Origin of the sequence: Micromonospora sp. NBC_01392 (genome assembly GCF_045040125.1) — a bacterium.
In the GTDB taxonomy this organism is placed as follows: Bacteria; Actinomycetota; Actinomycetes; order Mycobacteriales; family Micromonosporaceae; genus Micromonospora.
The window spans coordinates 5,713,225-5,736,483 of record NZ_CP109549.1; the positions used below are offsets into that span (position 1 = coordinate 5,713,225).

Sequence of the window (23,259 nt, forward strand, 5' to 3'; positions counted from 1 at the left end):
TGCGGGCGACGCCGGGACTGCGACCCGGTCAGCCGACGGCGGCCAGGTCGGTCAGCCGGGCCAGCGAGTCCTCCAGGTCGGCGCCCACCCGGCGCAGGCCGAGCCGCAGCAGTGCGGCCTTGACCGGCCCGGCGGGCCACCGGACGACGATCAGCCGGACCACGGTGCCGCCGGCGTCCTCGTCCGCGGTGAGCTGGACGTAGATCTCGGTACGCGCCTCGGCCCGGGCGCCGGCGCCCTTGGCCCGTTCGCGCCAGCCGATCAGCGTCGGCTCCTGATAGGCGATCACTTCGGCCTCGTGCGCGGCGCCGCGACCGGCCTGGACGAGCTGCCGCCGACCGAACCCCTCCCCGGAGAGGACCTCGGCCGCACGGACCCCCGCCAGCCAGGCCGGCAGTTGCTCGGCGCGCTGCACGACGTCCCAGACCATTTCCACCGGCGCCGCCACGTGTGCGCTGCGTTCCACGAGGATCATGAGCGTCTTTCCCCCACTAAAACTACATCCGCGATATTCGGCACTCTATGTGTAAATCGGACTTAAGTGGACGGGATTGGCTAAGACACGCCGAAACGCCCTGGTGTCACCCGCCGTCCCGGCCTATGGCGTGGCGTTCGCCCGAGCCCTAGAGTCGCGAACACGCTTCACGTATTGGGAGGGCGAATTGACGACCGTGCCGATGCCCGACTTCCCCGCCGGCTTCCGCTGGGGGGTGTCCACCTCCGCGTACCAGATCGAGGGCGCGACCACGGTCGACGGCCGGGGACCGTCCATCTGGGACACGTTCGCCAGGGAGCCGGGCCGGATCGTCGACGGCAGCACCGGCGACGAGGCGTGCGACCACTACCACCGGCACGCCGAGGACACCGCGCTGCTGGCCGGGCTGGGCGTGTCCGCGTACCGGTTCTCGGTCGCCTGGCCCCGCGTCCAGCCCACCGGCGCCGGCCCGGCGCACGCGGCCGGGCTGGACTTCTACGACCGGCTGGTGGACGGCCTGCTCGCCGCCGGCGTCGACCCGGTCGCCACGCTCTTCCACTGGGACCTGCCGCAGGCGCTGGAGGACGCCGGCGGCTGGCTGAACCGGGACACCGCCGCCCGCTTCGCCGAGTACGCCGACCTGACCGCGGCCCGCCTCGGCGACCGGGTGAAACTCTGGATCACGCTCAACGAGCCGTTCATCCACATGAGCCTCGGGCACGGCATCGGCACCCACGCGCCCGGCCGGATGCTGCTCTTCGACGCCTTCCCGGTGGCCCACCACCAGCTCCTCGGACACGGCCTCGCGGTCGCCGCGCTGCGCGCCCGCACCGCGAGCCCGGTGGCGATCGCCAACAACTACTCGCCGGTGCGGCAGGTCGGGGACACCGACGCCGACCGGGCCGCCGCGCAGGCGTACGACGCGCTGCACAACCGACTCTTCACCGACCCGCTGCTCGGCCGCGGCTACCCCGACGCGCCCGGCCTCGACCCGGCCGTGATCCACGACGGCGACCTGGACGTGCTGGCCGCCCCGATCGACGTGCTCGGCGTGAACTACTACAACCCGACCGGCATCCGGGCCCCCGAGGAGGGCTCGCCGCTGCCGTTCGAGATGGTGCCGCTGGACGGGTACCCGCGCACCGCGTTCGACTGGCCGGTGGCCCCGGACGGGCTTCGCGAGCTGCTGCTCCAGCTCCACGACCGGTACGGCGACGCGCTGCCACCGATCCAGGTCACCGAGAGCGGCTGCGCGTACGACGACGTGCCGGACGCGCAGGGCCGGGTGGACGACCCGGAACGGATCGCGTACCTGGACGGGCACGTACGCGCGGTGCACGAGGCGATCACCGCGGGGGTGCCGGTGACCGGGTACTTCGTCTGGTCGCTGCTGGACAACTGGGAGTGGGCCGAGGGGTTCACCAAGCGGTTCGGGCTGGTGCACGTCGACTACCCCACGCAGCGGCGTACCCCGAAGTCGTCGTACGCCTGGTTCCGGGACCTGGTCCGGCGATGACCACCGTGAACCCGACGCCGGCCTCGCTGCCGGCGGCGCTCGCCGAGCCGACCGTGCCGGTCCGGCGGAGCTGGATCGCGCTGATCTTCGCCGCCAACCTGGGCGTCTGGATGGCGTTCTTCACGCCCATCCAGGTGCTGCTGCCGCAGCAGGTGGAACGCATCGCGCCGGGCGACAAGGAGGCCATGCTGGCGGTGGTCACCGGTCTCGGCGCGCTCGCCGCGGTGCTGGCGAACCCGCTGGCCGGGGCGCTGTCCGACCGGACCTCGCTGCGGCTGGCGAACCGGCACTTCGGCCGCCGGCACGTCTGGACCGCGACCGGCGCGGTGGTCGGCGCGTTCGCGCTGGTGCTGCTGGCCCGGCAGGACAGCATCGCCGGCGTGGCGGTGGCCTGGGTGGCCGCGCAGGTCTGTTTCAACGCCATGCTGGCCAGCCTCACCGCCGCGATCCCGGACCGGGTGCCGGTGGCGCAGCGCGGCGGCGTCTCCGGCTGGGTGGGCATCCCGCAGGCGCTGGGCCTGGTGCTCGGCGCGGTGCTGGTCACCGCCGTGGTCACCGGCAACGCCGCCGGGTACGCCGCGATCGCGCTCGCCGTGCTGCTGCTGTCGCTGCCGTTCGCGCTGCTCACCCAGGACGACCCGCTGCCCCGGGAGCACCGGTCGCCGTTGCGGGCGCGCGCCCTGCTCGCCTCGATGTGGATCAGCCCGCGTCGCCACCCCGACTTCGCCTGGGCCTGGTTCACCCGGTTCCTGGTGCAGTTGGGCAACGCGCTCGGCACGCTCTATCTGCTCTATTTCCTCACCGACGGGGTGCGGGTGGCCGACCCCGAGGGCTCGCTGCTGGTGCTGATCCTGCTCTACACGGTGGGCATGATGCTCACCGCCGTGGTGGCCGGGCGGCTCTCCGACCGCTCCGGCCGGCGCAAGGTCTTCGTGATCGTGTCCGGGCTGATCATGGCGGTGGCGGCGACGCTGCTCGCGGTGGCGCCGGTCTGGTCGATGGCGATCGTCGCCGCGCTGCTGCTCGGCGCCGGTTACGGCGTCTACCTGGCGGTGGACGCCGCGTTGATCACCCAGGTGCTGCCGGCCGCCACCGACCGGGCCAAGGACCTCGGGGTGATCAACATCGCCAACTCCGCGCCGCAGGTGCTGGGGCCGGCGCTCTCCGCCCCGATCGTGGTGCACCTGGGCGGTTACCCGGCGCTCTACGCGGTGACCGCGGCCGTCACGCTGCTCGGCAGCGCGCTCGTCGTGAAGATCAGGGCGGTGCCCTGACCGGGCCCCCTGCCGGAAAGCGGTCGCGGCCCGCCGTAGGCTGGGGGACGTGACGGTACGTGTACGCTTCGCCCCCTCCCCGACCGGAATGTTCCACGTCGGCGGCGCCCGCTCGGCGTTGCAGAACTGGATCTTCGCCAAGCAGCAGGGCGGGGTGTTCGTGCTCCGCGTCGAGGACACCGACGCGGCCCGCAACCGGCCCGAGTGGACCGAGGGCATCCTCTCCGCGCTCGACTGGATCGGCATCACCCGCGGCAGCTACGAGGGCCCCTACTTCCAGTCCTCGTACGCGGGCGAGCACCGCGCCGCCGCGCAGCGGCTGCACGAGGCCGGCCGGGCGTACTACTGCGACTGCACCCGCGACGACGTGCAGGCGCGTACCGGCTCGCAGCACCGGGGCTACGACGGCTTCTGCCGCGACCGGGGCCTGTCCGCCGGCGAGGGCCGGGCGCTGCGCTTCCGCACCCCGGACGAGGGCGAGACCGTGGTGGTCGACCTGATCCGGGGCGAGCCGACGTTCGAGAACAAGCTGATCGAGGACTTCGTCATCGCCCGGGGCGACGGCTCGCCGGTCTTCCTGCTGGCCAACGTGGTCGACGACATGACCATGGGGATCACCCACGTGATCCGGGCCGAGGAGCACCTGCCGAACACCCCGAAGCAGCAGCTGCTCTGGGACGCGCTCGGCGTCAAGCCGCCGGTCTGGGCGCACGTGCCGGTGGTGGTCAACGAGAAGCGGCAGAAGCTGTCCAAGCGGCGGGACAAGGTCGCCCTGGAGGCGTACCGGGACGAGGGCTACCTCGCCGACGCGATGCGTAACTACCTGATGCTGCTCGGCTGGGCGCCGTCGGGTGACCGGGAGATCGTGCCCTGGTCGGTGATCGAGGACGAGTTCCGGCTCGACGAGGTCAACCCCTCCCCCGCCTTCTTCGACGAGAAGAAGCTGCGCGCCTTCAACGGGGAGTACATCCGGGCCCTGCCGGTGGAGGAGTTCGTCGACGCGTGCCAGCCGTGGCTCACCGGCACCGACACGATCGCCCCGCCGCCGTGGCAGCCGGCCGAGTTCGACCCGGCCGCGTTCGCCGCGGTGGCCCCGCTGGCGCAGACCCGGATCGCGGTGCTCAGCGAGATCGTGCCGAACGTCGACTTCCTCTTCCTGGCCGACCCGCTGATCGACGAGGCGGCCTGGGCGAAGGCGATGAAGGAGGGCGCCGCCGAGCTGCTGGACGCCGCGATCACCGCGTTCGAGACGCTGGAGACCTGGGACGCCGAGTCGCTGAAGGCCACGCTCGAGGCGGTCGGCGCGGAGCGCGGGCTGAAGCTGGGCAAGGCGCAGGCGCCGGTCCGGGTGGCGGTCACCGGCCGCACCGTCGGGCTGCCGCTGTTCGAGTCGCTCGAGGTGCTCGGCCGCGACCGTACGCTGACCCGGCTGCGCGCCGCCCGGGTACGCCTGGTCTGAGCCCGCGGGTGACGCCCCGGCGTGTCGTCCGGGCGTGTCGCGCGCCGGAAACGTTGCCCTATCGGGCGTCATGCCTCCTGGTCATATTTATGACCAGGAGGCATGACGAGACGCGGTAGAGGTCTCTCCCGTCCCGTCACGCACGGTGACCGGGCGAGCGGACGCCCGCCGCGGATCCGGCCTGCCGTCGAGTGCCCGGCCCGGTCAGCCGCGGGCAGCACGGCGACGCAGCAGCAGGCCACCGCCCAACGCGGCCAGCAGCACGACCGCGCCGGCCGCCCAGAGCCAACCCGTACCCCCGTCGTCGTCCGCGGCGGCGACCGCGGGCGTCGGGCTCGCCGGCGACGGCGCGGCGCTCGTGGGCGGCGTCGCCGTGGTCGGTGCGGTGCTGGTGGGCGTCGACGGCGTCTCGGCCGGGGTGCCGGTGGTCAGCGTGAACCGGATCTCGCCCTTGATCGGATGCCCGTCGTCGGACGCGAGCTGGTAGGCCACGATGTAGAGCCCGGCCGCGGCGGGCTTGAACGGCACGCTCACCCGCTTCCCGGAGAAGGTCGGCGGTCCACCCGCGGCGGCCACGTTGTCCGGCCCGGTGACGGTGACCGTGGTGCCGGCCTCCTTCGGCGTGGCCAGGAACCGCAGCTCGATCCGCTTCGGCGCGGCGGCCACCCGGGCCCCGTTGGCCGGGTCGCTGCCGGTCAACGAGTTGTGCGCGGCGGCCGGCGCGGCCGGCAACAGCAGCGACACCCCCGCCGCCAGCCCGAGCACCGCCAGCCAGGTACGTGTCGTACGGGCAACCCTGCCCCCCATGAGCCCCTCCGTCCAGGTAAGATCCGGCCGCTGATCTTCGACCGTTCATTGGTCGGTCTCAGCTCGCAGATAGTTCCAAATACTCTTCCACCTACTGCAACCACGCGACGTTCTGCGGAGTCTTTGGGGTGGGCGGGTCCAGTGTGACCGGCAGCGGAGGCCAGCCATCGAACGGGGCGAGGAGGCGGCGATGGTCCGGAAGGTGAGGCGGCTGCTGACCGTCGTGGCCGGGGCGGCGGTGCTGGCGTGCACACTGGCCCTCACCGGCACGACGGCGGCCCAGGCCGCGCCGAAGCCGAAGCTCGCCCCCGCCGGGGTGGACATCACCGGCGACCAGCTCGACCAGCCGTTGCAGTTGCGGGCCGACACCAGACCCGCCGAGGTCACCATGATCGTCGACCAGGTCAAGTGGCTGGGGACGACCGGTCAGCTCCGCGGCCCGGCGGCCAAGGACCTCGGTCCGAAGTACACGGTGGTGGTGCTCGCCGCCGGCAGCCCGCAGCACACCTACGACCTCTTCCCGCTGGCCAAGGGCGGCCCCCGGGTCTACCGGCCGGCCAAGCAGCCCGACCTGAGCCACCCCCGGGCCGGCTGGTTCTTCGGCCGCCTCAACATGTCCGAGACGCTGCGCGCCGTCGGGGTGCCGCTGGCGCCCCGGTTCGACACGCTCTCCGGCGGCATCGGCGGCGGCGAGCGCGTCCTGCCGGAGGAGGCGCTCGACCCGGCGGAGGGCCTCGACACCGCGCTCGGCGAGTTGCAGCGGCTGCTGCTGCTCAACATCGGCGTGGTGCTGGTCATCACCGTCGGGCTGGCCGGCATCGCGCTCCTGGTGCGCCGCCGCACCCGCTGAGCCCGGCTCAGATGGTCAGCACGACCTTGCCCCGGACGTGCCCCGCCTCCACCAACCGCTGCGCCTCGGCGGCCTCGGTGAGCGGGAACGTCCGGGCCACGTGCACGGTGAGCCGGCCGGCGTCGACCAGCCCGGCGAGCACCCCCAGGTCGGCCGAGGACGGCTTGACGAAGACGTACGCGCCGCCGAGGCCTGTCACGTGCTCCGGGTCGGCGGTGGAGACCAGCCGCCCCGGCCGGCCGATCAGCTCGGCGGAGGCGTCCAGCGCGTCGCCCCCGAACAGGTCCAGCACCACGTCGACGCCGTCCGGCGCGACCGCGCGGACCCGGTCCGGCAGGCCGTCGCCGTAGCTGACCGGCTCCGCGCCCAGCGACCGGACGAAGTCGTGGTTCGCCTCGCTCGCCGTGCCGATCACCCGGTCGGCGCCGAGCGCGCGGGCCACCTGCACCGCGAGGTGTCCCACCCCGCCGGCCGCGCCGTGCACCAGCACGGTGTCACCGGCCCCGGTCCGGGCGAGCTGCAACGCCTGGTAGGCGGTGAGCCCGGCCAGCGGCAGACCGGCCGCCTCCGGCCAGGACGCCCGCACCGGCTTGTCGGCCAGGCACCGCTCCGGGGCCGGGACCAGTTCCGCGTACGTGCCGTGCTGCACGTCGTCGCGGCGGACGTAGCCGATCACCTCGTCACCGACGGTGAACCCGGACACCGCCGGACCGACCGCCTCCACCACGCCGGCGGCGTCCCACCCCGGCACCAGCGGGAAGTGGGTCGGGAACGCGCCGGCCAGGTGCCCCGCCCGGACCTTCCAGTCGACCGGGTTGACCCCGGCGGCCCGCACCCGCACCAGGACCGTGTCCGGACCGACCGGCGGGGTGGGCAGCTCACGAGCGGTGAGCAGGTCGGCCGGGCCGTACTCGTCGATCGCCATCGCCTTCACCCCACCCACGCTAACCGCCGGACGGACCCCGCGTGGTCAGCACCAGCGGCGCGGCGGCCGTTCCCGGCGGCTCGTGCGGTTGCCGGGGCGCACCGCGCCGTGCCGGTGGCCACCCGCCCAGCCGGCCTGGTCGCTGCGGCAGCCCTGGATCGGCGCCGGGTCGGCCGTGGGACCGGCCGGCTCGACGACCCGCTGACGCGGCGCCGCCGGCTCGTCGTCGGCGCGCTCCGACGACCGCCCGGCGGCCGGCTCACCCGGATGGGCCAGCCCCGCCCGGCGCGGCTGGTCGTGGCCCGGCCGGCAGTGCTCGTGCTGGGCGCAGCCGTGTTCGGCCTCCCCGTGCGCCATCCCGGTCCCCCTCACCCTTCGCCCTCGCCCGTCGGACGGAACGCCCCGACGCGCTCTGACACCGTACTGGCCCGGCCCGACGAGATCGTCAGCGCGTACCGGTGGAGATCACCCGTCGGCGGCGCCGCCGCGGACTCGAAGTGGATCCGCTGGTCAGGCCGTGTCAGGCTGGTGCGGTGAGTGAACCGGGCGGTACCGAGACGTCGGCCACGCTGCGCCGCATCGAGCGGGCCGCGGGAAGCCTGGCCACCGCCAGCGTGGCCCGGATGGACGAGAGTCTGCTGTGGTTCCGCGAGCTGCCCGCCGACCAGCGTTCCTGGGTGATGCTGGTGGCCCAGGCCGGCGTGCGGTCCCTGGTGCAGTGGCTGCGCCAGGGCGGCGGCGCGACCGACCGTACCCAGGAGGTGTCGGACGAGGTCTTCGCCGCCGCGCCGGTGGCGCTCGCCCGCTCGATCAGCCTCCAGCAGACCGTGGCGCTGATCAAGGTGACCATCGAGGTCGTCGAGGAGCAGGTGTCCGAGCTGGCCGTGCCGGGCGAGGAACAGTCGCTGCGGGAGGCGGTGCTGCGGTTCTCCCGGGAGATCGCGTTCGCCGCCGCCCGGGTGTACGCCCGGGCCGCCGAGACCCGCGGCTCCTGGGACGCCCGGTTGCAGGCGTTGCTGGTGGACGCGCTGCTGCGCGGCGACTCGCCGGACGTGCTGGCCAGCCGCGCCGCCGCGCTGGGCTGGTCCGACGCGCCGCCGGTGGCGGTGGCGGTGGGCCGCTCCCCCGGCGGTGAGGTGTCGGCCGTCCTGCACACCGTCTACCGGCAGGCCCGCCGGATCGGTGTCGAGGTGATCGGCGGCGTGCACGGCGACCGCCTGGTGATCGTGCTGGGCGGGGCGGCCGATCCGCTGGCGGCCGCCGGGAAGCTGCGTACCGCGTTCGGCGACGGGCCGGTGGTGGTCGGTCCGGCGGTGCCCAGCCTCGACGAGGCGACCGAGTCCGCGCGGGCGGCGCTCGCCGGGTTCCGCGCCGCGCCGGCCTGGCCGACCGCGCCCTGCCCGGTCGCCGCCGCCGAACTGCTGCCCGAGCGGGCGCTGGCCGGCGACACCGAGGCGCGCCGCCGGCTGCGCCACGACGTGTACGCGGCGCTGGCCCGCGCCGGCGGCGGCGAACTGCTGGAGACGCTCGACGCGTTCTTCGCCGCCGGCGGCACGCTGGAGAGCGCGGCGCGGGCACTGTTCGTGCACCCGAACACGGTGCGTTACCGGCTGAAGCGGATCGCCGAGGTGACCGGCTTCTCGCCGCTCGCCCCGCGGGACGCCTTCGCGCTCCAGGTCGCGTTGACCGTCGGTCGGCTCGACCCGGTGGTCCCGGCCGTCACGCCGGTCCCGAACCAGACAGCGAGCCCAGCCGGTCGGAAAGTGGCCCAGAGCGGCGACGACCGGCGCCGATCTTTGTAGGTTTCCTCTAAAGCTTCTAGTGCGGTTTGGTGCCGTGCGTTACAGCGCGACCCGCGAGTATCCGTCAGAGTCGTACACGTGCTCGCCGTACTCTCCCCCGGACAGGGTTCACAGAAGCCCGGTTTCCTGAACCCATGGCTCGACCTCGCCGGCGCCGAGGCGCGCCTGCGCTGGTGGTCGGCGCTGGCCGGGGTCGACCTGATCCACCTCGGCACCGAGGCGGACGCGGACGAGATCAAGGACACCGCCCGCACCCAGCCGCTGCTGGTCGCCGCCGCGCTGCTCGCCGCCGAGCACCTGCCGATGCACGACGTCCGGGTGGTCGCCGGGCACAGCGTCGGTGAGCTGGGCGCCGCCGCACTGGCCGGGGTGCTGCCCGCCGAGGCGGCCGTGACGCTCGCCGGCGTACGCGGCCGGGAGATGGCCGCCGCCTGCGCGCTGGAGCCCACCGGGATGGCCGCCGTGCTCGGCGGCGACCCGGACGAGGTGCTCGCCGCGCTGGAGACGCACGGCCTGCACCCGGCCAACCGCAACGGCGCCGGCCAGATCGTCGCCGCCGGCGCGATCGCCGGGCTGGAGAAGCTCGCCGTCGAACCGCCGACCCGGGCGCGGGTCATCCGGCTCAAGGTGGCCGGCGCGTTCCACACCCCGTACATGGCCCCGGCCGAGACCGCGCTGGCCGGCGTGGCCGGCGGGGTCACCGTCGCCGATCCGGCCCGCGTCCTGCTGTCCAACCTCGACGGCGCCCCGGTCGGGTACGGCCGGGAGGCGGTGCAGCGGCTGGTCCGGCAGGTGACCGCCCCGGTCCGCTGGGACCTGTGCATGCGCACCCTGGTCGACCTCGGCGTCACCGGCGTGGTCGAGCTGCCGCCGGCCGGCACGCTGGCCGGTCTGGTCAAGCGGGAGCTCAAGGGGGACGGGGCACCGGAGATCGTCACCCTGAACACGCCCGACGACCTGCCCGCCGCGCGGAGCCTGATCGCCCGGCACGGCGGTGGCGGCGTCGCCCGCCCGTCGGCGTCCGGTTTCCGGGTGGTGGTCTCCCCCGCCGCCGGCGTCTTCACGCCGGTGACCGAGCTGACCGAGGGCGCCGGTGTGCACGCCGGCCAGGTCGTCGGCCACGTCGCCGCCCGGCAGGGGCGGGTCGAGGTGACCGCGCACGACAGCGGGCTGCTCACCGAGTGGCTCGCGCACCACGACGACCCGGTCGCCCCGGGCCAGCCCCTCGTCCGCATCGGAGGATCGCACTAAATGGCCGGCAGCCGGATCGCCGCGATGGGGCACTACCAGCCCTCCCGCGTGGTCACCAACGACGAGCTCGCACAGTTCGTCGACACCAACGACGAGTGGATCCGGGACCGGGTCGGCATCGCCACCCGGCGGATCGCCGGCGAGGAGACCGTGGCCGACATGGCCACCGCCGCCGCCGGCAAGGCGCTGGCCAGCTCCGGCCTCACCGCCGCCGACATCGACCTCGTCGTGGTGGCGACCTGCACGTCGGTGGACCGCAGCCCGAACGTGGCCTGCCGGGTCGCGGCGAAGCTGGGCATCAACGCGCCGGCGGCGTACGACCTCAACACCGCCTGCTCCGGTTTCGCGTACGCGTTGGGCACGGTGGATCACGCGATCCGGGCCGGCGCGGCGCGCAACGCGCTGGTGATCGGCGCGGAGAAGCTCTCCGACGTGACCGACTGGACCGACCGGTCGACCTGCATCATCTTCGGCGACGGCGCCGGCGCGGCGGTGGTCACCGCGACCGCCGACGACGAGCCGACCGGGATCGGGCCGGTGGTGTGGGGCTCCGCGCCGGAGAAGAGCGACGCGGTGCGGATCGAGGGCTGGCGTCCGTACATCGCGCAGGAGGGGCAGTCGGTGTTCCGCTGGGCCACCACCGCGCTGGCCCCGCTGGCGCTCCAGGCCTGCGAGCGGGCCGGGGTGGCCCCGTCGGAGCTGGCCGCGTTCGTGCCGCACCAGGCCAACGCGCGGATCATCGACGGCATCGCCAAGCGGCTGAACATCCCGGACGCGATCATCGCCAAGGACATCGTCGAGTCCGGCAACACGTCGGCGGCGAGCATCCCGCTGGCCCTGTCGAAGATGGTCGAGCGACGCGAGGTACCCGCGGGCGCCCCGGTGCTGCTGTTCGGCTTCGGCGGCGGCCTGACCTACGCCGGTCAGGTCGTGCGCTGCCCCTGATGACCCCCTCGGGCGCGAACGCGCTCCAGGTGCGGTGACCGGCGTCGCCGGCCGCCGAGAAACCCCGATGAGAGGAACCAACCGCAATGACCCGTGACGAGATCACCGCCGGCCTCGCCGAGATCCTCGAAGAGGTTGCCGGGGTGAGCCCGGACGACGTGGCCGAGGGGAAGTCCTTCACCGACGACCTCGACGTCGACTCGCTCTCCATGGTGGAGGTCGTGGTGGCGGCCGAGGAGAAGTTCGGCGTCAAGATCCCGGACAACGAGGTGCAGAACCTGAAGACCGTCGGGGACGCGGTCAGCTACATCGAGGCGCAGTCCTGATCATGAGTCGCCCCGACGTCGTCGTCACCGGGCTCGGCGCGACGACCCCGCTCGGCGGGGACGTCGCGTCGACCTGGGACGCCATGCTGACCGGCCGCTCCGGGGTGAGTGCGCTCACCCAGGAGTGGGCCGGGCAACTGCCCGTCCGGATCGCCGCCCAACTGGCGGTGGACCCGGCCGAGGTGCTGGACCGCGTGAAGCTGCGCCGGCTGGACCGCTCCCAGGCGATCGCCCTCATCGCCGCGCGGGAGGCCTGGGCGGACGCCGGGCTGGCCGACGCCGGGCCGGACCCGGAACGGCTGGCCGTCAGCGTCGGCTCGGGCATCGGCGGCGCCACCACCCTGCTCGCCCAGGACGACATCCTGGAGGCGTCCGGACCGCGACGGGTCTCCCCGCACACGGTGCCGATGCTGATGCCGAACGGCCCGGCCGCCTGGGTCGGGTTGGAACTGGGCGCCAAGGCCGGGGTGCACTCGGTGGCCAGCGCCTGCGCGACCGGCGCGGAGGCGATCTCGCTGGGGCTGGACATCATCCGCGCCGGCCGCGCCGACGTGGTGGTGGTCGGCGGCACCGAGGCGGTCATCCACCCGCTGCCGATCGCCGGCTTCGCCTCGATGCGGGCCATGTCGACCCGCAACGACGAGCCGGAGAAGGCGTCCCGACCGTGGGACAAGGCCCGGGACGGCTTCGTGCTCGGCGAGGGCGCGGGCGTGCTGGTGCTGGAGCGCGCCGACCACGCCGCCGCCCGCGGCGCCCGCGTCTACGCGCGCCTGGCCGGCGCCGGGGTCACCTCCGACGCGTACGACATGGTGCAGCCGCACCCAGAGGGCGAGGGCGCGATCCGGGCCATCACCCGGGCGCTCGCCGACGCGGACATGGCCGGACGGGACATCGTGCACGTCAACGCGCACGCCACCTCCACGCCGGTCGGCGACATGCTGGAGATCGGCGCGCTGCGCGAGGCGATCGGTGACCACCCGCTGCTCACCGCCACCAAGTCGATGACCGGGCACCTGCTCGGCGCGGCCGGCGCGTTGGAGTCGATCGCCACCATCCTGGCCATCCGGGACGGGGTCGTGCCGCCCACGGTCAACCTGGACGACCCGGACGACGGCCTCAGCCTGGAGGTGGCCGCGCACAAGGCCCGGCACCTGGAGATCCCGGCCGCGCTGAACAACGCGTTCGGCTTCGGCGGGCACAACGTGGCGCTGGTCTTCACCCGCCCCTGAGCCAGGTCTGCAAGGAAGGGCCCCTTCTCAACACGTGAGTGTGAGAGGGGGCCCCTTCTCTACCGGAGGCGTTAACAGGGGGCCCGTCCTTACACCTTGCAGGTGGTGGGGGGCAGGCCGGGGACCGGGACGGGGGCGCGGCCGGTGGGGCGGGCCTTGCCGGCGAGCACCGCGGCCAACGCGGTCATCGAGGCCCGGGTGGACGAGTAGGTCGCCAGCACCGTCGGCGACTTCGCCCCGGCCAGCACGTACGGCGTGTCCATCGCCACCGTCACCGCCGCGTCGGCGTTCAGGTCCTTCGTGCCGTCGCCGTACCCGACGAGGTGCACGACGGTGCCGCCGGAGGACACCACCTTGACACCGGCGGCGGTGAGCGCCTCGGTCAGCAGGGCCCGGGTGCGGTCCCGCCCGCCGGAGGAGGTGACCCGGACCGGTCCGGTCACCGCACCGCCGCACGTGCCGCGCAGCACGGTCACCGCGGCGGCGGCCAGGTCGGCGGCGGCCTTGCGGTGCTCGGGGCCGTCCAGCGTCGACAGCGCCGGCTGCGGGTGCCCGGCCAGCCGGAACTTCATGGTGAGCACCCGGGTGACCGCCTCGACCAGGCGGGTGCGGGGCAGCGAGCCGTCCGTCAGCGCGGCGCGCAGCCCGTCGTACGCCTGGCCGACGTTCGGCGTCATCAGGATCAGGTCGTTGCCGGCGTTGAGCGCGCGGACCGCCGCCTCGCCGGGCGACCACTTCTTCGCCGGCGCCATGTTCATCCCGTCGGTGATCACCACCCCCTGGAAGCCGAGCTGGCCGCGGAGCACGTCGGTGAGCAGCTTGCGGGAGAACGTGGCCGGGGTGCCCGGGTCGACCGCCGTGACGTTCAGGTGGGCGGACATCACCGCCATGGCGCCGGCGTCGATCCCGGCGCGGAACGGCGGGAACGCGGTGCGGTCCAGCACGGCCCGGGACTGCCCGACCACCGGCAGTTCGGTGTGCGAGTCGGCGGCGCTCAGGCCGTGCCCGGGGAAGTGCTTGACCGCCGCGCCGACGCCCTCGGCCTGGAGACCGCGGACCGCGCCGGCCACCTGGGGCGACGCGGTGGCCGGGGTGGCGCCGAAGGACCGGGAGCCGATCACCGTGCTGCGGGTGGCCAGCACGTCGGCGACCGGGGCGAAGTCCAGGTTGATCCCCATCGCGGCCAGTTCCGCGCCGGCGGCCCGCCAGGCGGCCTCGGTCAGCGCCGGGTTGCCGGCCGCGCCGGCGGCGAGCGGGCTGGGCAGTTGGGTCACCCCGTCGGTGATCCGGGTGACCACGCCGTACTCCTGGTCGGTGCCGACCAGGAACGGCGCGGCGCCGGCGGGCAGCTTGCCGGCGGCGGCGCGCAACCCGTCGGTCAGCGCGCGGACCTGCTTCGGGTTGTCGACGTTCGTGGTCTCCTGGTTGCCCGAGGTCGGGTCGTCGGCGCTGAAGCCGACCAGGATCACGCCGCCGAGGCGGTACTTCGCCACCATCTCGGCGGGCGTGTCGACACCGGCCAGCGCCCGGTTGCCGGCGGCCGAGCCGGCGGAGACCTGGGTGGCCGAGCTGCCGTACGCGTACGGCATCAGCACCTGGCCGACCAGGTCCTCGTCGGAGAGCGTGGCGACGAGCGCGGCGGCCCGGGCGGCGGGATCGGCGGCGGCCGGGTCGGTGGACCCCGACGCGCTCGCGCCCGCCGACGGCGTCGCTGTCGACGGCGTCGGCCGGGGCCGGTCCGGCCCGTCCGAGCAGCCGGTGAGGACCAGCGCGGTCAGTGCGGCGAGCGCGACGGCGGAACGCCGCGAGGAAATCGACACGGGCCCCACCGTATCGGGGCAACTCGCCCGGCGTCACCCCACCCGGGTGAGCAGCGTCACCGGCGCGCCGTCGCCGGCGTACCGGTAGGGCTCCAGCTCGGCGTCCCAGGCGGTGCCGAGCGCCTTGTCGAGGGCGTGTGCGAGCGCCTCCGGGGCGCGGGCGGCGGCCATCAGGGTACGCAGCCGGTCCTCGCCGAGCTGGATGTCGCCGGCCGCGCCGACGGTGGCCCGGAACAGGCCCCGCCCGGGGACGTACATGAAGCGCTCGCCGTCGGCGCCGGGACTGGGCTCCTCGGTCACCTCGAAACGGATCATGGGCCACTGCCGGAGGGCAGCGGCCAGCTCGGCGCCCGTCCCCGGGCTGCCGGTCCAGCCGCACTCGGCGCGCCGCGCGCCGGGGTCGACGGGCTGCCCCGTCCAGTGCAGGTTGACCGGCGCGGCGAGGACGCGCGCGATCGCCCACTCGACGTGCGAGCACACGGCGAGCGGGGTCGAGTGGACGTATACGACGCCACGCGTTGGCACGGTGACCTCCCGGTGAGCCGAGGTGCGTCTTCCCCTACGACCTCGTCACCCGAGTGGCCCCTGGCACACATGATGACCGCTGTGACAGGTGGTGCGCCAGCGAATCGGAAAATTCGCCGCGGTCGGCCGGCCGGAAATACCCGGGTGGGCGACCCGGTTGTGTCCCGGTGACGGCGCGACCACCAGCCAGGCGTCGCGTTCGTGTACAGTTCTCTGGGCGGTTCTGTGCCGCCGCACGTCTTCGCGGGTCGGCGCTCAAACCCGGGCGTCACTCGCACAGCCCCCGGACGGTTCCCGTCCCCACCGTACGTCTGCAAGGAGTACCTCCGTGGCGAGCAACACCTCTAAGACCGCGCGCGCGTCAGTCCGGGCCGGCCAGGCTGGCCAGGGTGGCGCCCTCAGCGTGCTGGGCGAGTTCAAGTACCTGATCCCGCTCAACGGCGGCAAGCACGCCTACGTGCGCAACCTGACCAACGGCAAGACCGCGCACCTGCGCACCGACTCCGACGCCTTCGTCGAGGAGATCCGGACGCTGGCCGCCGCCGGCCACGCCGCCAAGATCCGCGCCGAGATCAACGGCCTGGCCGCGTCCTACCCGGACCACGGCTGGGACGCGACCGAGAAGCGTCTCGTCGAGGCCGGTGTCTTCGAGGGCTGAGCCGCCCCCACCCGCACCACCGCGACCGCCCGTCGGGGATCACCCCGGCGGGCGGTTCCGTGTCTCCTCCGCCGGCAGCAACGTGACCTCACCGGTGGCCAGGTCGTAGAGCGCGCCCACCACGGCCAGTTCGCCGGTGGCGACCCGGTCGGCGAGCAGGTCGTCGGCGCGCAGCGCGGCCACCGTGCGCCGCACGTGCCGGCGGATCGCCAGCGGGTGGACGGCCGGGTCCGCCACGCCGACCTCCCGCACCGCCGGGGTGATCCGGTCCACCACGTACCCCAGCGCGCCGCCGGGCCGCCGCCCGGTGCGCACCGCGTCGACGGTCGAGCCCACCGCGCCGCAGCGCTCGTGGCCGAGCACCATCACCAGGCGTACGCCGAGCTGGCCCACCACGTACTCGATCGAGCCGCAGACCGCGCGGTCGAGCACGTGCGCGCCGGTGCGGATCACGCAGATCGAGCCGAACGTCTGGTCGAAGATCGCCTCCAGCGGCACCCGGGAGTCGATGCAGCCCAGCACCACCGCGTAGGGCTGCTGGTCGCCGGAGGCCACCGCCGCGGCGGCGGTCACGTCGTGCCCGTGCAGCGGTTGGCCGCTGACGAAGCGGCGGTTGCCGGTGAGCAGCTCGGCCAGGGCGGCCCGGGGGCTCCGGGCGGCGGGCGGGGACGGCATGCCTCCAGCCTGGTCACCGATCGGACCGCACGGGAGCGGACGGCGAATCTTCTCACCGGCCCGGTTGCCGTGGTGTCATGACGGGTAACGCCGGTGTCACCACCGGGTAACGCCCCGGTGGCCGGACACCGGGCGGCCCGGGGAGGTGGACCATGTCGGAGCACCAGGAGCTGCGGCTTTCCGACGACGTACGCCTGCACGTCACGGTGACGGGGCCGGTCGACGCCGACGTCACCGTGGTCATGCTGCACGGCTGGACGCTGGACGGGCGGAGCTGGCACCGGCAGCTCGCCGACCTGCGGGACCGCTTCGGCGAGCGGGTCCGGGTGGTCGCCTACGACGCGCGCGGTCACGGCCGGTCGAGCTGCCTGACGCTGCGCGACGCGACGCTGGCCCAGCTCGGGGACGACCTGGCCGCGGTGGTCGACGAGTTCGCCGCGTCCGGTCCGGTGGTGCTGGTCGGGCACTCGATGGGCGGCATGACGGTGATGGAGTACGCGCACCGCCACCCCGACCGGTTCGCCGAGCGCACCGCCGGCCTGGTCTTCGTCTCGACCACCGCCGAGGGGCACACGCACACCGTCTACGGGCTCTCGCCCCGGATCGCCCGGCTGATCCGGCTGGCCGAGACCACCGGCGCCGGGGTGCTGGCCCGCTGCGGCGGCTGGCGTCCGCCGTACGCGTTGCTGCGCGCGCTGCGGCCGAGCATCCGCTGGATGTTGTTCGGCGACCGCTGCGACCCGGCGGACATCCGGCTGGTCACCTCCGCGGTGGCGCGCGCCACGCTGCGCTCGATCGGTGGGTTCCGCGCCTCGATCGGCGCCCAGCACCGGCTGGAGACGTTGGCCGCGTTGGGCGGGTTGCCGGCCGCCGCGCTGGTCGGTGACCGGGACCGGCTCACGCCGCCGCCCTGCGCCGAGTCGATCGCGGCGGCGCTGCCCACCACGGAGCTGACCGTCTGCCCCGGCGCGGGTCACATGCTGATGATGGAACGGCCCGACGTGGTGAACGCCGCCGTGGCCGGGGTGCTGCGCCGGGTGCTGGCCGGCATCGCGGTCCCGGGCCCGGCCCCGGCCTGACGGACGGTCCCGACGCCGGTCCGGGCCGGCGCGCAGGCAGGCCCCGACGTGCGGCTTGCCGGCGGCCCGTACCCTCATTCAGCCCGTCGTGCCGTCCGACCACAGGAGCACCGCGTTGACCGACCAGACCACGCTGGACCGGGAGATCGCCGCCGAGCAGCGGCATCTCGACCGGGTGTACGCCCGGCTGGCCGAACTGCGCCGGTCGGCGGCCGACGCCGAGCGGGAGGGCTACCGGCTGGCCCGGGTCGGCACGTTCGGCGCGCTGGTCGAGCGGGACGCGATGGTCTTCCACGCCGCGCAGCGCCGGCACGTGCTGGACGCCGAGCACGAGGGGCTGGTCTTCGGGCGGCTGGACCTGCGCACCGGGCAGGTGCTGCACGTGGGCCGGCTCGGGGTGCGCGCCGACGACGCGGAGACGCTGGTGGTGGACTGGCGGGCGCCCGCCGCCGCCGCGTTCTACCAGGCCACGCCCGCCGAGCCGCGCGGCGTGGTGCGCCGGCGCACGATCCAGTCCGCCGCCGAGCGGGTCACCCGGATCGAGGACGACCTGCTGGACCCGGAGGCCGCGCCGGCGGACATGGCGGTGGTCGGCGACGGCGCGCTGCTGGCCACGTTGTCCCGGGCCACCGGTCGCGGGATGCGGGACATCGTCGCCACCATCCAGCGGGAGCAGGACGAGGCGATCCGGTCCCCCGGCAGCGGCGTCACGATCGTCTCCGGCGGCCCGGGCACCGGCAAGACGGCGGTGGCGCTGCACCGGGCCGCGTACCTGCTCTATTCCGACCGGGCCCGGTACGCCGGCGGCGGCATCCTGGTGGTCGGCCCGTCCGGCGTGTTCGTCGAGTACATCGCCTCAGTGCTGCCCTCGCTCGGCGAGGAGACCGCCACGCTGCACTCGCTCGGTTCGCTGTTCCCGGGCCTGTCGGCGACCCGGACCGACCCGCCGGAGGTGGCGGCCGTGAAGGGTTCGCTGCGGATGCGCCGGGTGCTGGAGCGCGCCGCGCGGGACGCGGTGCCGGACTCCCCGGCCGAGCTGCGCCTGCTCTACCGCGGTGAGCTGCTGCGGCTGGACCGGTCGGCGCTGGACGCGGTGCGGGACCGCACGCTGACCCGGGGCGCGCGTCGCAACGAGGTGCGTCGGGCCGCGTTCGACGCCGTGCTCGCCGCGCTCTACGCGCAGGCCCGGACGCTGCGGGTGGGCCGGCTGCCGGAGCAGCCCGCGTTCGAGGACGAGATCATCGAGCGGCCGGAGTTCCGCGAGTTCCTCAAGGCCTGGTGGCCCCGGCTGCACCCGCGTCACGTGCTGGGCTGGCTGGCCCGGCCCGAGCGGCTGCGCCGGTACGCCGGCGGGGTCCTCTCCGCGGCCGAGATCCGGCTGCTCACCGACGCGTACCGGACGCTGGACACCGACGGGTTGACCGTCGCCGACATCGCGCTGCTGGACGAGCTGGACGCGCTGCTCGGCAAGCCGGTGCGGCGGGCGAAGCCGAAGCGGGACCCCTACCAGTTGGCCGGCGGCGTGCGCGAGCTGAGCACGTACGCCGATCGGCAGCGCGCGGCCCGGGCCGCCGCCCGGGAGCGCCCGGTGGACTACCGCGACTTCGCCCACGTGGTGGTGGACGAGTCGCAGGACGTCTCGCCGATGCAGTGGCGGATGGTCGGTCGGCGCGGCCGGCTGGCGTCCTGGACCGTGGTCGGCGATCCGGCGCAGACCGCCTGGACCGGCGATCCGCAGGAGCTGGACCGGGCGCGTGACCAGGCGCTGGGGCGGCGGCCCCGGCGTCGCTTCGAGCTGACCACCAACTACCGCAACTCGGCGGAGATCTTCGCGGTGGCGGCGGCGGAGATCCGCCGGCGGTATCCGGATCTGGCGCTGCCCGTCGCGGTGCGCTCCACCGGCGTGCCGCCCATGGAGCGGACGGTGGCCGCGGCCGAGCTGCCGGCGGCCACGGTCGAGGCGGTCCGGGCGCTGCTGGCCGAGGTGGAGGGCACGGTCGGCGTGATCACGCCGGTGCCGCGCCGGGACGAGGTGGCCGGTTGGCTGGGCGACCTCGACGCGGGCCGGCTCCAGGTGGTCACCAGCCTCCAGGCCAAGGGCATGGAGTACGACGGGGTGGTGCTGGTCGCGCCGAGCGAGATCCGGGCCGACCCGGGCTCGGGTGTCCGCACGCTCTACGTCGCGCTGTCCCGGGCCACCCAGCGCCTGACCACGCTCGATCCGGTGGGCTGACGCCACAGTTACTTGCACACATAGCGATGTGAGCATAGATTGGGCTCGTCCGGGACCCGGGGCGGGAGGGTGTGTGCGTGGGCGCAGGTCATGACCACAGCGGTGCGGTGGCCAACGCGGCGCACCGGCACTCCGGCCGGCTCTGGGCGGCGTTCGTGCTGCTCGCCGTGCTGATGGTGGTCGAGGCGGTGGCCGCCGTCACGACCGGTTCGCTCGCGCTGCTCTCCGACGCCGGCCACATGTTCACCGACGTGCTCGGCATCGGCATGGCGCTCGCGGCGATCACCGCCACCCGGCGCGCCCGGACCGACCCGCAACGCACGTTCGGGCTCTACCGGCTGGAGGTGCTCGCCGCGCTGGCCAACGCGGTGCTGCTCGGCGCCGTCGCGGTCTACGTCCTGATCGAGGCGGTACGCCGGTTCGGCGAGCCGCCGGAGGTGCTCGCCGGACCGATGCTGGTGGTGGCCGTGCTCGGCCTGCTCGCCAACGTCGCCGCGTTCGCGCTGCTGCGCTCCGGCGCCCAGGAGAGCATCAACCTGCGCGGCGCGTACCTGGAGGTGCTGGGCGACCTGCTCGGCTCGCTCGGCGTGATCGGCGCCGCGCTGGTCATCACGGTCACCGACTGGTGGTGGGCCGACCCGCTGGTCGCGGTGGCGATCGGCCTGTTCATCCTGCCGCGCACCTGGCGGCTCGGCCGGGCCGCGGTGCGCATCCTGGTGCAGGCCGCGCCGGAACACCTCCAGGTGACCGCGGTGCACGACCGGCTGACCGCCGTGCCCGGCGTGGCCGAGGTGCACGACCTGCACGTCTGGACGCTCACCTCCGGCATGGAGGTGGCCTCGGCGCACCTGACCACCGATCCGGGCGCCGAGGTCGCCACCGTGCTGGCCGCCGCCCGGGCCGCGCTGCACGAGGACTTCTCGATCGATCACGCGACGTTGCAGATCGAACCCGGAGCGTCCACCGGTGCCTGCGGCCCGACCGGCTGGTAGTTAGGACAGACTTAAATCCAAGTGGTTATTGTTAGCTTATGCCGGTTTTGCCCGGTATCCGACTCCGGGTGGCGGAGCCGGCTCCGGGCAACGCCGGTAGGCTCGGTCGCGGCCGACCCGCAGGCGTCATCCGGCGCCGACGGATCGGCCGTCGCCTAATCGCCCGCAGGGCGAGCCGGGGAACCACGTACGTGGGGTGCATCCGCGTCAGCGGTAGGGATCTTCCGTCCCGAACCCGTCAGCTAACCCGGTCGGCGGTTGACGGAAGGACACGTGAATGCCCCCAGTGGCACCTGTACGACGGACGGCCGCCCGGATGGCGGCCCTACTCGTCGCGATGCTGACCCTCGGCCTCGTGACGGCACCGGTCTCCCCCGCCTCGGCGACGCCCCCGACCGGCCGGCTCGCCGCCGCGCCCGGCGACGACGACGAGGGTGGCACGCCGGCGCTGCGCGCCAAGCTCGACGCCGCCAGCAAGGGCTGGCTGGAGGCCAAGGCCGCGCTGAACCGGTCGGTGACCCGGCAGAAGCAGCTCAACGAACGACTCGTGACGATCGACGCGGAACTGACCGAGCGCAACGCCAAGGTCGGTGAGATCGCCGAGGTGGCGTACCGCACCGGCCGGATGGGCACCGCCGCGGCGCTGCTCGGCAGCACCAGCCCGGAAGGCTTCATGGACCGGGCCGCCGCCCTGGAGACGGTCGCCGCGCACGAGGACCGGACGCTGCGCGAGCTGATCACCACCCGCGACGAGGCGATCCGCACCCGTACCGCGCTCGACGGCGAGGTCCGGGAACAACGCAAGCAGGTCACGGTGATGGCCAAGCGCAAGGAGCAGGCCGAGCAGGCGCTGGAGGAGGCCAACAACCGGCCCTCCGCCAGCAGCGGCAGCGGCAGCAGCGGCAGCGGGATCCGGGGCACCTCCACCGCGAACGCGAAGCCGGCCAAGCGCAACTCCGACGGCTCCTGGCCGGCCGAGTCGTGCAGCGTCAACGATCCGACGCCGGCCAGCGGCTGCATCACCCCGCGTACGCTGCACGCGCTGCAACAGGCGAAGGCCGCCGGCTTCACCCGGTACGTCTCCTGCCACCGACCCAGCGGCTCCGGCGAGCACCCGAAGGGCCGGGCCTGCGACTTCGCGGCCCAGAAGAGCGGCTTCGGCGGCGTGGCCAGCGGCGGCGACCGGACGTACGGCAACAACCTGGCCGCGTACTTCGTGCGCAACGCCGACCCGCTCGCCGTGCTCTACGTGATCTGGTTCAAGCAGATCTGGCTACCCAGCAGCGGCTGGAAGTCGTACAGCGGGGGCAACGGCGACCCGTCCAGCGACCACACCAACCACGTGCACCTGTCGGTCTACTGAGCACTACGCCCCACGACGTACACCGGGTGTCGTCGCGCGGCCCACGACGTGGGCCGCGCGACGGGACGACGATCGGGACATGAGACGACTCTCCCCCGCCGGCCGCAAGGCGCTGCTCACCGCGCACCTGGTCACCTCGCTGGGCTGGCTCGGCACCGACCTGACGCTGCTCGCGCTCGGCGTCGCCGGGCTGCGGGGCGCCGATCCCGAGGTGGTCTACCCGGCCGCGGCGCTGCTGGTCACCTGGCTGTTCGCACCGCTGAGCGTGGCGGTCTGGCTGATCGGCACCGCCAGCGCGCTGCTCACTCCGTGGGGCCTGCTGCGCTGGCGGTGGGTGCTGGTGAAGTTCGCGCTCACCACCGTCATGCTCGGCCTGGTGCTGCTCCTGCTGACCCCGCGAATCCGGCACCTCGGCGCGCTCGCCGGGGCAGCCGACGCGCACCTGCGGGTCGACCTGGTGGCGCCGCCGGCCGTCTCCACCACGCTGCTGCTGATCGTCACCGTGCTGTCCGTCTGGAAGCCATGGGGACGGATCAGGCGGGCCGGCCCTCCAGCGTCGCGCCGAGGCGGGCGGCGAGGCCCAGGTGAGCGGCCCGTGCCTGGCGGAACGCGTAACCGAACAGCGGCGCCGGCGCGGTGAGCGTGATCTCCACGTCGATCCGCACCACCCCGTCGGGCTCGTCGCGCAGCCGGGTGTGGTTGCGCACCGTCGTGGCCGGCTGCTGCCGGGCGACGGTGACCACCTCGTCCTCGGTGGCGACCAGCACGTCCGCCTGGTAGGTGACCGGAAAGTGCAGCGGACCGAGCTCCAGCCGGTCGGTGATCGCGAAGCTGGCCAGCGCGCCCGGCCGGGGCGGCAACTGCCGGACCCGCACGATCAGCGGATGCAGCTCGCCCTGCCGGCTCAGGTCGCCGAGCAGGGCCACCGCGTCCGCCCGGCTGCACCGGGCCTGCACGGTGTAGCTGAAGCTGTCGCTGCTCTGCAACCCGTCCCCCTCGCCGTCGTGGGTCCGGACGATCGTCCCGTACCGGGGCCGACCTGGCAACGGGTCGAA

At 74.2% G+C, this 23,259-nt stretch carries 23 protein-coding genes and 1 riboswitch; of the genes, 15 read left to right on the forward strand and 8 right to left on the reverse strand.

All coding sequences use genetic code 11. The annotated features are described in order from the left end of the window. Window positions 1-28: 28 nt before the first annotated feature. The gene (locus tag OG767_RS24570; protein WP_405090697.1) at window positions 29-475 is read right to left on the reverse strand and encodes an SRPBCC family protein; all 447 of its coding nucleotides are present in this window, start codon (window positions 473-475) and stop codon (window positions 29-31) included. Between the two features lie 202 nt (window positions 476-677). Here OG767_RS24570 and OG767_RS24575 point away from each other — a divergent pair, with 202 nt between their 5' ends. Genes OG767_RS24575 through gltX form a run of 3 tightly spaced genes read left to right on the forward strand, consistent with a single transcriptional unit; the run spans window position 678 to window position 4,724 of the window. Further along, the gene (locus OG767_RS24575) at window positions 678-1,991 is read left to right on the forward strand and encodes a GH1 family beta-glucosidase (protein WP_405094298.1); all 1,314 of its coding nucleotides are present in this window, start codon (window positions 678-680) and stop codon (window positions 1,989-1,991) included. After that, window positions 1,988-3,265: an MFS transporter gene (locus tag OG767_RS24580; protein WP_405090698.1), complete on the forward strand. Its 1,278-nt coding sequence runs from the start codon at window positions 1,988-1,990 to the stop codon at window positions 3,263-3,265. Before OG767_RS24575 ends, OG767_RS24580 begins: the two co-directional genes overlap by 4 nt. Before the next feature lie 49 nt (window positions 3,266-3,314). After that, window positions 3,315-4,724, forward strand: coding sequence for a glutamate--tRNA ligase (gltX, locus tag OG767_RS24585; protein ID WP_405090699.1), 1,410 nt, complete (start codon window positions 3,315-3,317; stop codon window positions 4,722-4,724). 204 nt (window positions 4,725-4,928) lie between these two features. On the opposite strand, the gene OG767_RS24590 is transcribed toward gltX, so the two are convergent. Then, window positions 4,929-5,531, reverse strand: a complete 603-nt coding sequence (locus OG767_RS24590; RefSeq protein WP_405090700.1) for a copper resistance CopC family protein — start codon at window positions 5,529-5,531, stop codon at window positions 4,929-4,931. 190 nt (window positions 5,532-5,721) lie between these two features. On the opposite strand from OG767_RS24590, the gene OG767_RS24595 reads away from it, so the two are divergent. Continuing rightward, window positions 5,722-6,381, forward strand: a complete 660-nt coding sequence (locus OG767_RS24595; protein WP_405090701.1) for a hypothetical protein — start codon at window positions 5,722-5,724, stop codon at window positions 6,379-6,381. 7 nt (window positions 6,382-6,388) lie between these two features. Here OG767_RS24595 and OG767_RS24600 read toward each other — a convergent pair whose 3' ends face one another. Beyond that, window positions 6,389-7,306, reverse strand: coding sequence for an NADP-dependent oxidoreductase (locus OG767_RS24600; RefSeq protein WP_405090702.1), 918 nt, complete (start codon window positions 7,304-7,306; stop codon window positions 6,389-6,391). Window positions 7,307-7,351: 45 nt separating this feature from the next. Further along, window positions 7,352-7,663, reverse strand: coding sequence for a hypothetical protein (locus OG767_RS24605; RefSeq protein WP_405090703.1), 312 nt, complete (start codon window positions 7,661-7,663; stop codon window positions 7,352-7,354). Between the two features lie 140 nt (window positions 7,664-7,803). Between OG767_RS24605 and OG767_RS24610 the strand changes: the two genes are divergently transcribed. The 5 genes from OG767_RS24610 to fabF all read left to right on the forward strand — a co-directional run bounded on the left by OG767_RS24610 (window position 7,804) and on the right by fabF (window position 12,859). Beyond that, the gene (locus tag OG767_RS24610; RefSeq protein WP_405090704.1) at window positions 7,804-9,108 is read left to right on the forward strand and encodes a PucR family transcriptional regulator; all 1,305 of its coding nucleotides are present in this window, start codon (window positions 7,804-7,806) and stop codon (window positions 9,106-9,108) included. A 78-nt stretch (window positions 9,109-9,186) separates the two neighbouring features. After that, window positions 9,187-10,359: an acyltransferase domain-containing protein gene (locus OG767_RS24615; protein ID WP_405090705.1), complete on the forward strand. Its 1,173-nt coding sequence runs from the start codon at window positions 9,187-9,189 to the stop codon at window positions 10,357-10,359. Beyond that, window positions 10,360-11,304 (forward strand): beta-ketoacyl-ACP synthase III, encoded by a 945-nt coding sequence (locus tag OG767_RS24620; RefSeq protein WP_405090706.1) that lies wholly within the window; start codon window positions 10,360-10,362, stop codon window positions 11,302-11,304. 86 nt (window positions 11,305-11,390) lie between these two features. Beyond that, window positions 11,391-11,630 (forward strand): acyl carrier protein, encoded by a 240-nt coding sequence (locus OG767_RS24625; protein WP_013735281.1) that lies wholly within the window; start codon window positions 11,391-11,393, stop codon window positions 11,628-11,630. A gap of 2 nt (window positions 11,631-11,632) precedes the next feature. Continuing rightward, the gene (gene fabF, locus OG767_RS24630) at window positions 11,633-12,859 is read left to right on the forward strand and encodes a beta-ketoacyl-ACP synthase II (RefSeq protein WP_405090707.1); all 1,227 of its coding nucleotides are present in this window, start codon (window positions 11,633-11,635) and stop codon (window positions 12,857-12,859) included. An 89-nt stretch (window positions 12,860-12,948) separates the two neighbouring features. Here the strand turns inward: fabF and OG767_RS24635 are convergent, their stop codons facing one another. Beyond that, complete coding sequence (locus OG767_RS24635) at window positions 12,949-14,679, reverse strand: glycoside hydrolase family 3 protein (RefSeq protein ID WP_405090708.1); 1,731 nt, start codon at window positions 14,677-14,679, stop codon at window positions 12,949-12,951. A 33-nt stretch (window positions 14,680-14,712) separates the two neighbouring features. Then, the gene (locus OG767_RS24640) at window positions 14,713-15,204 is read right to left on the reverse strand and encodes a DUF3145 domain-containing protein (RefSeq protein ID WP_107155828.1); all 492 of its coding nucleotides are present in this window, start codon (window positions 15,202-15,204) and stop codon (window positions 14,713-14,715) included. Window positions 15,205-15,532: 328 nt separating this feature from the next. Between OG767_RS24640 and OG767_RS24645 the strand changes: the two genes are divergently transcribed. Next, on the forward strand, window positions 15,533-15,862 hold the full coding sequence (locus OG767_RS24645; RefSeq protein ID WP_281936990.1) for a hypothetical protein: 330 nt from the start codon (window positions 15,533-15,535) through the stop codon (window positions 15,860-15,862). Between the two features lie 39 nt (window positions 15,863-15,901). Here OG767_RS24645 and OG767_RS24650 read toward each other — a convergent pair whose 3' ends face one another. After that, window positions 15,902-16,537: a carbonic anhydrase gene (locus OG767_RS24650; RefSeq protein WP_107155826.1), complete on the reverse strand. Its 636-nt coding sequence runs from the start codon at window positions 16,535-16,537 to the stop codon at window positions 15,902-15,904. A gap of 152 nt (window positions 16,538-16,689) precedes the next feature. Between OG767_RS24650 and OG767_RS24655 the strand changes: the two genes are divergently transcribed. From OG767_RS24655 to OG767_RS24675, 5 genes are all read left to right on the forward strand, one after another. Beyond that, entirely contained in the window at window positions 16,690-17,616 is a 927-nt protein-coding gene (locus OG767_RS24655; protein WP_405090709.1) for an alpha/beta fold hydrolase, read from the forward strand. Between the two features lie 115 nt (window positions 17,617-17,731). Next, a complete protein-coding gene (locus tag OG767_RS24660) occupies window positions 17,732-19,849 on the forward strand; it encodes a HelD family protein (protein WP_405094300.1) in 2,118 nt (705 codons plus the stop codon). A 77-nt stretch (window positions 19,850-19,926) separates the two neighbouring features. Next, window positions 19,927-20,841: a cation diffusion facilitator family transporter gene (locus OG767_RS24665; RefSeq protein ID WP_405090710.1), complete on the forward strand. Its 915-nt coding sequence runs from the start codon at window positions 19,927-19,929 to the stop codon at window positions 20,839-20,841. Window positions 20,842-20,983: 142 nt separating this feature from the next. Then, a riboswitch (cyclic di-AMP (ydaO/yuaA leader) is annotated at window positions 20,984-21,114 on the forward strand. A gap of 4 nt (window positions 21,115-21,118) precedes the next feature. Then, window positions 21,119-22,204 carry a coiled-coil domain-containing protein gene (locus OG767_RS24670; protein ID WP_405090711.1) on the forward strand — a complete coding sequence of 362 codons (1,086 nt, stop codon included), beginning with the start codon at window positions 21,119-21,121 and terminating at the stop codon, window positions 22,202-22,204. A 79-nt stretch (window positions 22,205-22,283) separates the two neighbouring features. Then, entirely contained in the window at window positions 22,284-22,844 is a 561-nt protein-coding gene (locus OG767_RS24675) for a hypothetical protein (protein WP_405090712.1), read from the forward strand. On the opposite strand, the gene OG767_RS24680 is transcribed toward OG767_RS24675, so the two are convergent. After that, a complete protein-coding gene (locus OG767_RS24680; protein ID WP_405090713.1) occupies window positions 22,738-23,250 on the reverse strand; it encodes an SRPBCC family protein in 513 nt (170 codons plus the stop codon). The two genes, OG767_RS24675 and OG767_RS24680, sit on opposite strands and share 107 nt — an antisense overlap. Window positions 23,251-23,259 lie beyond the last annotated feature (9 nt).

What these genes read in the sequence shown, in the direction of transcription:
- OG767_RS24600 (WP_405090702.1), bottom strand. Translation starts at nt 7,306, where the DNA reads ATGGCGATCGACGAGTACGGCCCGGCCGACCTGCTCACCGCTCGTGAG.
- OG767_RS24595 (WP_405090701.1), top strand. Translation starts at nt 5,722, where the DNA reads ATGGTCCGGAAGGTGAGGCGGCTGCTGACCGTCGTGGCCGGGGCGGCG.
- OG767_RS24580 (WP_405090698.1), top strand. Translation starts at nt 1,988, where the DNA reads ATGACCACCGTGAACCCGACGCCGGCCTCGCTGCCGGCGGCGCTCGCC.
- OG767_RS24670 (WP_405090711.1), top strand. Translation starts at nt 21,119, where the DNA reads ATGCCCCCAGTGGCACCTGTACGACGGACGGCCGCCCGGATGGCGGCC.
- OG767_RS24675 (WP_405090712.1), top strand. Translation starts at nt 22,284, where the DNA reads ATGAGACGACTCTCCCCCGCCGGCCGCAAGGCGCTGCTCACCGCGCAC.
- OG767_RS24605 (WP_405090703.1), bottom strand. Translation starts at nt 7,663, where the DNA reads ATGGCGCACGGGGAGGCCGAACACGGCTGCGCCCAGCACGAGCACTGC.
- OG767_RS24575 (WP_405094298.1), top strand. Translation starts at nt 678, where the DNA reads ATGCCCGACTTCCCCGCCGGCTTCCGCTGGGGGGTGTCCACCTCCGCG.
- fabF (WP_405090707.1), top strand. Translation starts at nt 11,633, where the DNA reads ATGAGTCGCCCCGACGTCGTCGTCACCGGGCTCGGCGCGACGACCCCG.
- OG767_RS24570 (WP_405090697.1), bottom strand. Translation starts at nt 475, where the DNA reads ATGATCCTCGTGGAACGCAGCGCACACGTGGCGGCGCCGGTGGAAATG.
- OG767_RS24650 (WP_107155826.1), bottom strand. Translation starts at nt 16,537, where the DNA reads ATGCCGTCCCCGCCCGCCGCCCGGAGCCCCCGGGCCGCCCTGGCCGAG.
- OG767_RS24625 (WP_013735281.1), top strand. Translation starts at nt 11,391, where the DNA reads ATGACCCGTGACGAGATCACCGCCGGCCTCGCCGAGATCCTCGAAGAG.
- OG767_RS24620 (WP_405090706.1), top strand. Translation starts at nt 10,360, where the DNA reads ATGGCCGGCAGCCGGATCGCCGCGATGGGGCACTACCAGCCCTCCCGC.
- OG767_RS24590 (WP_405090700.1), bottom strand. Translation starts at nt 5,531, where the DNA reads ATGGGGGGCAGGGTTGCCCGTACGACACGTACCTGGCTGGCGGTGCTC.
- OG767_RS24655 (WP_405090709.1), top strand. Translation starts at nt 16,690, where the DNA reads ATGTCGGAGCACCAGGAGCTGCGGCTTTCCGACGACGTACGCCTGCAC.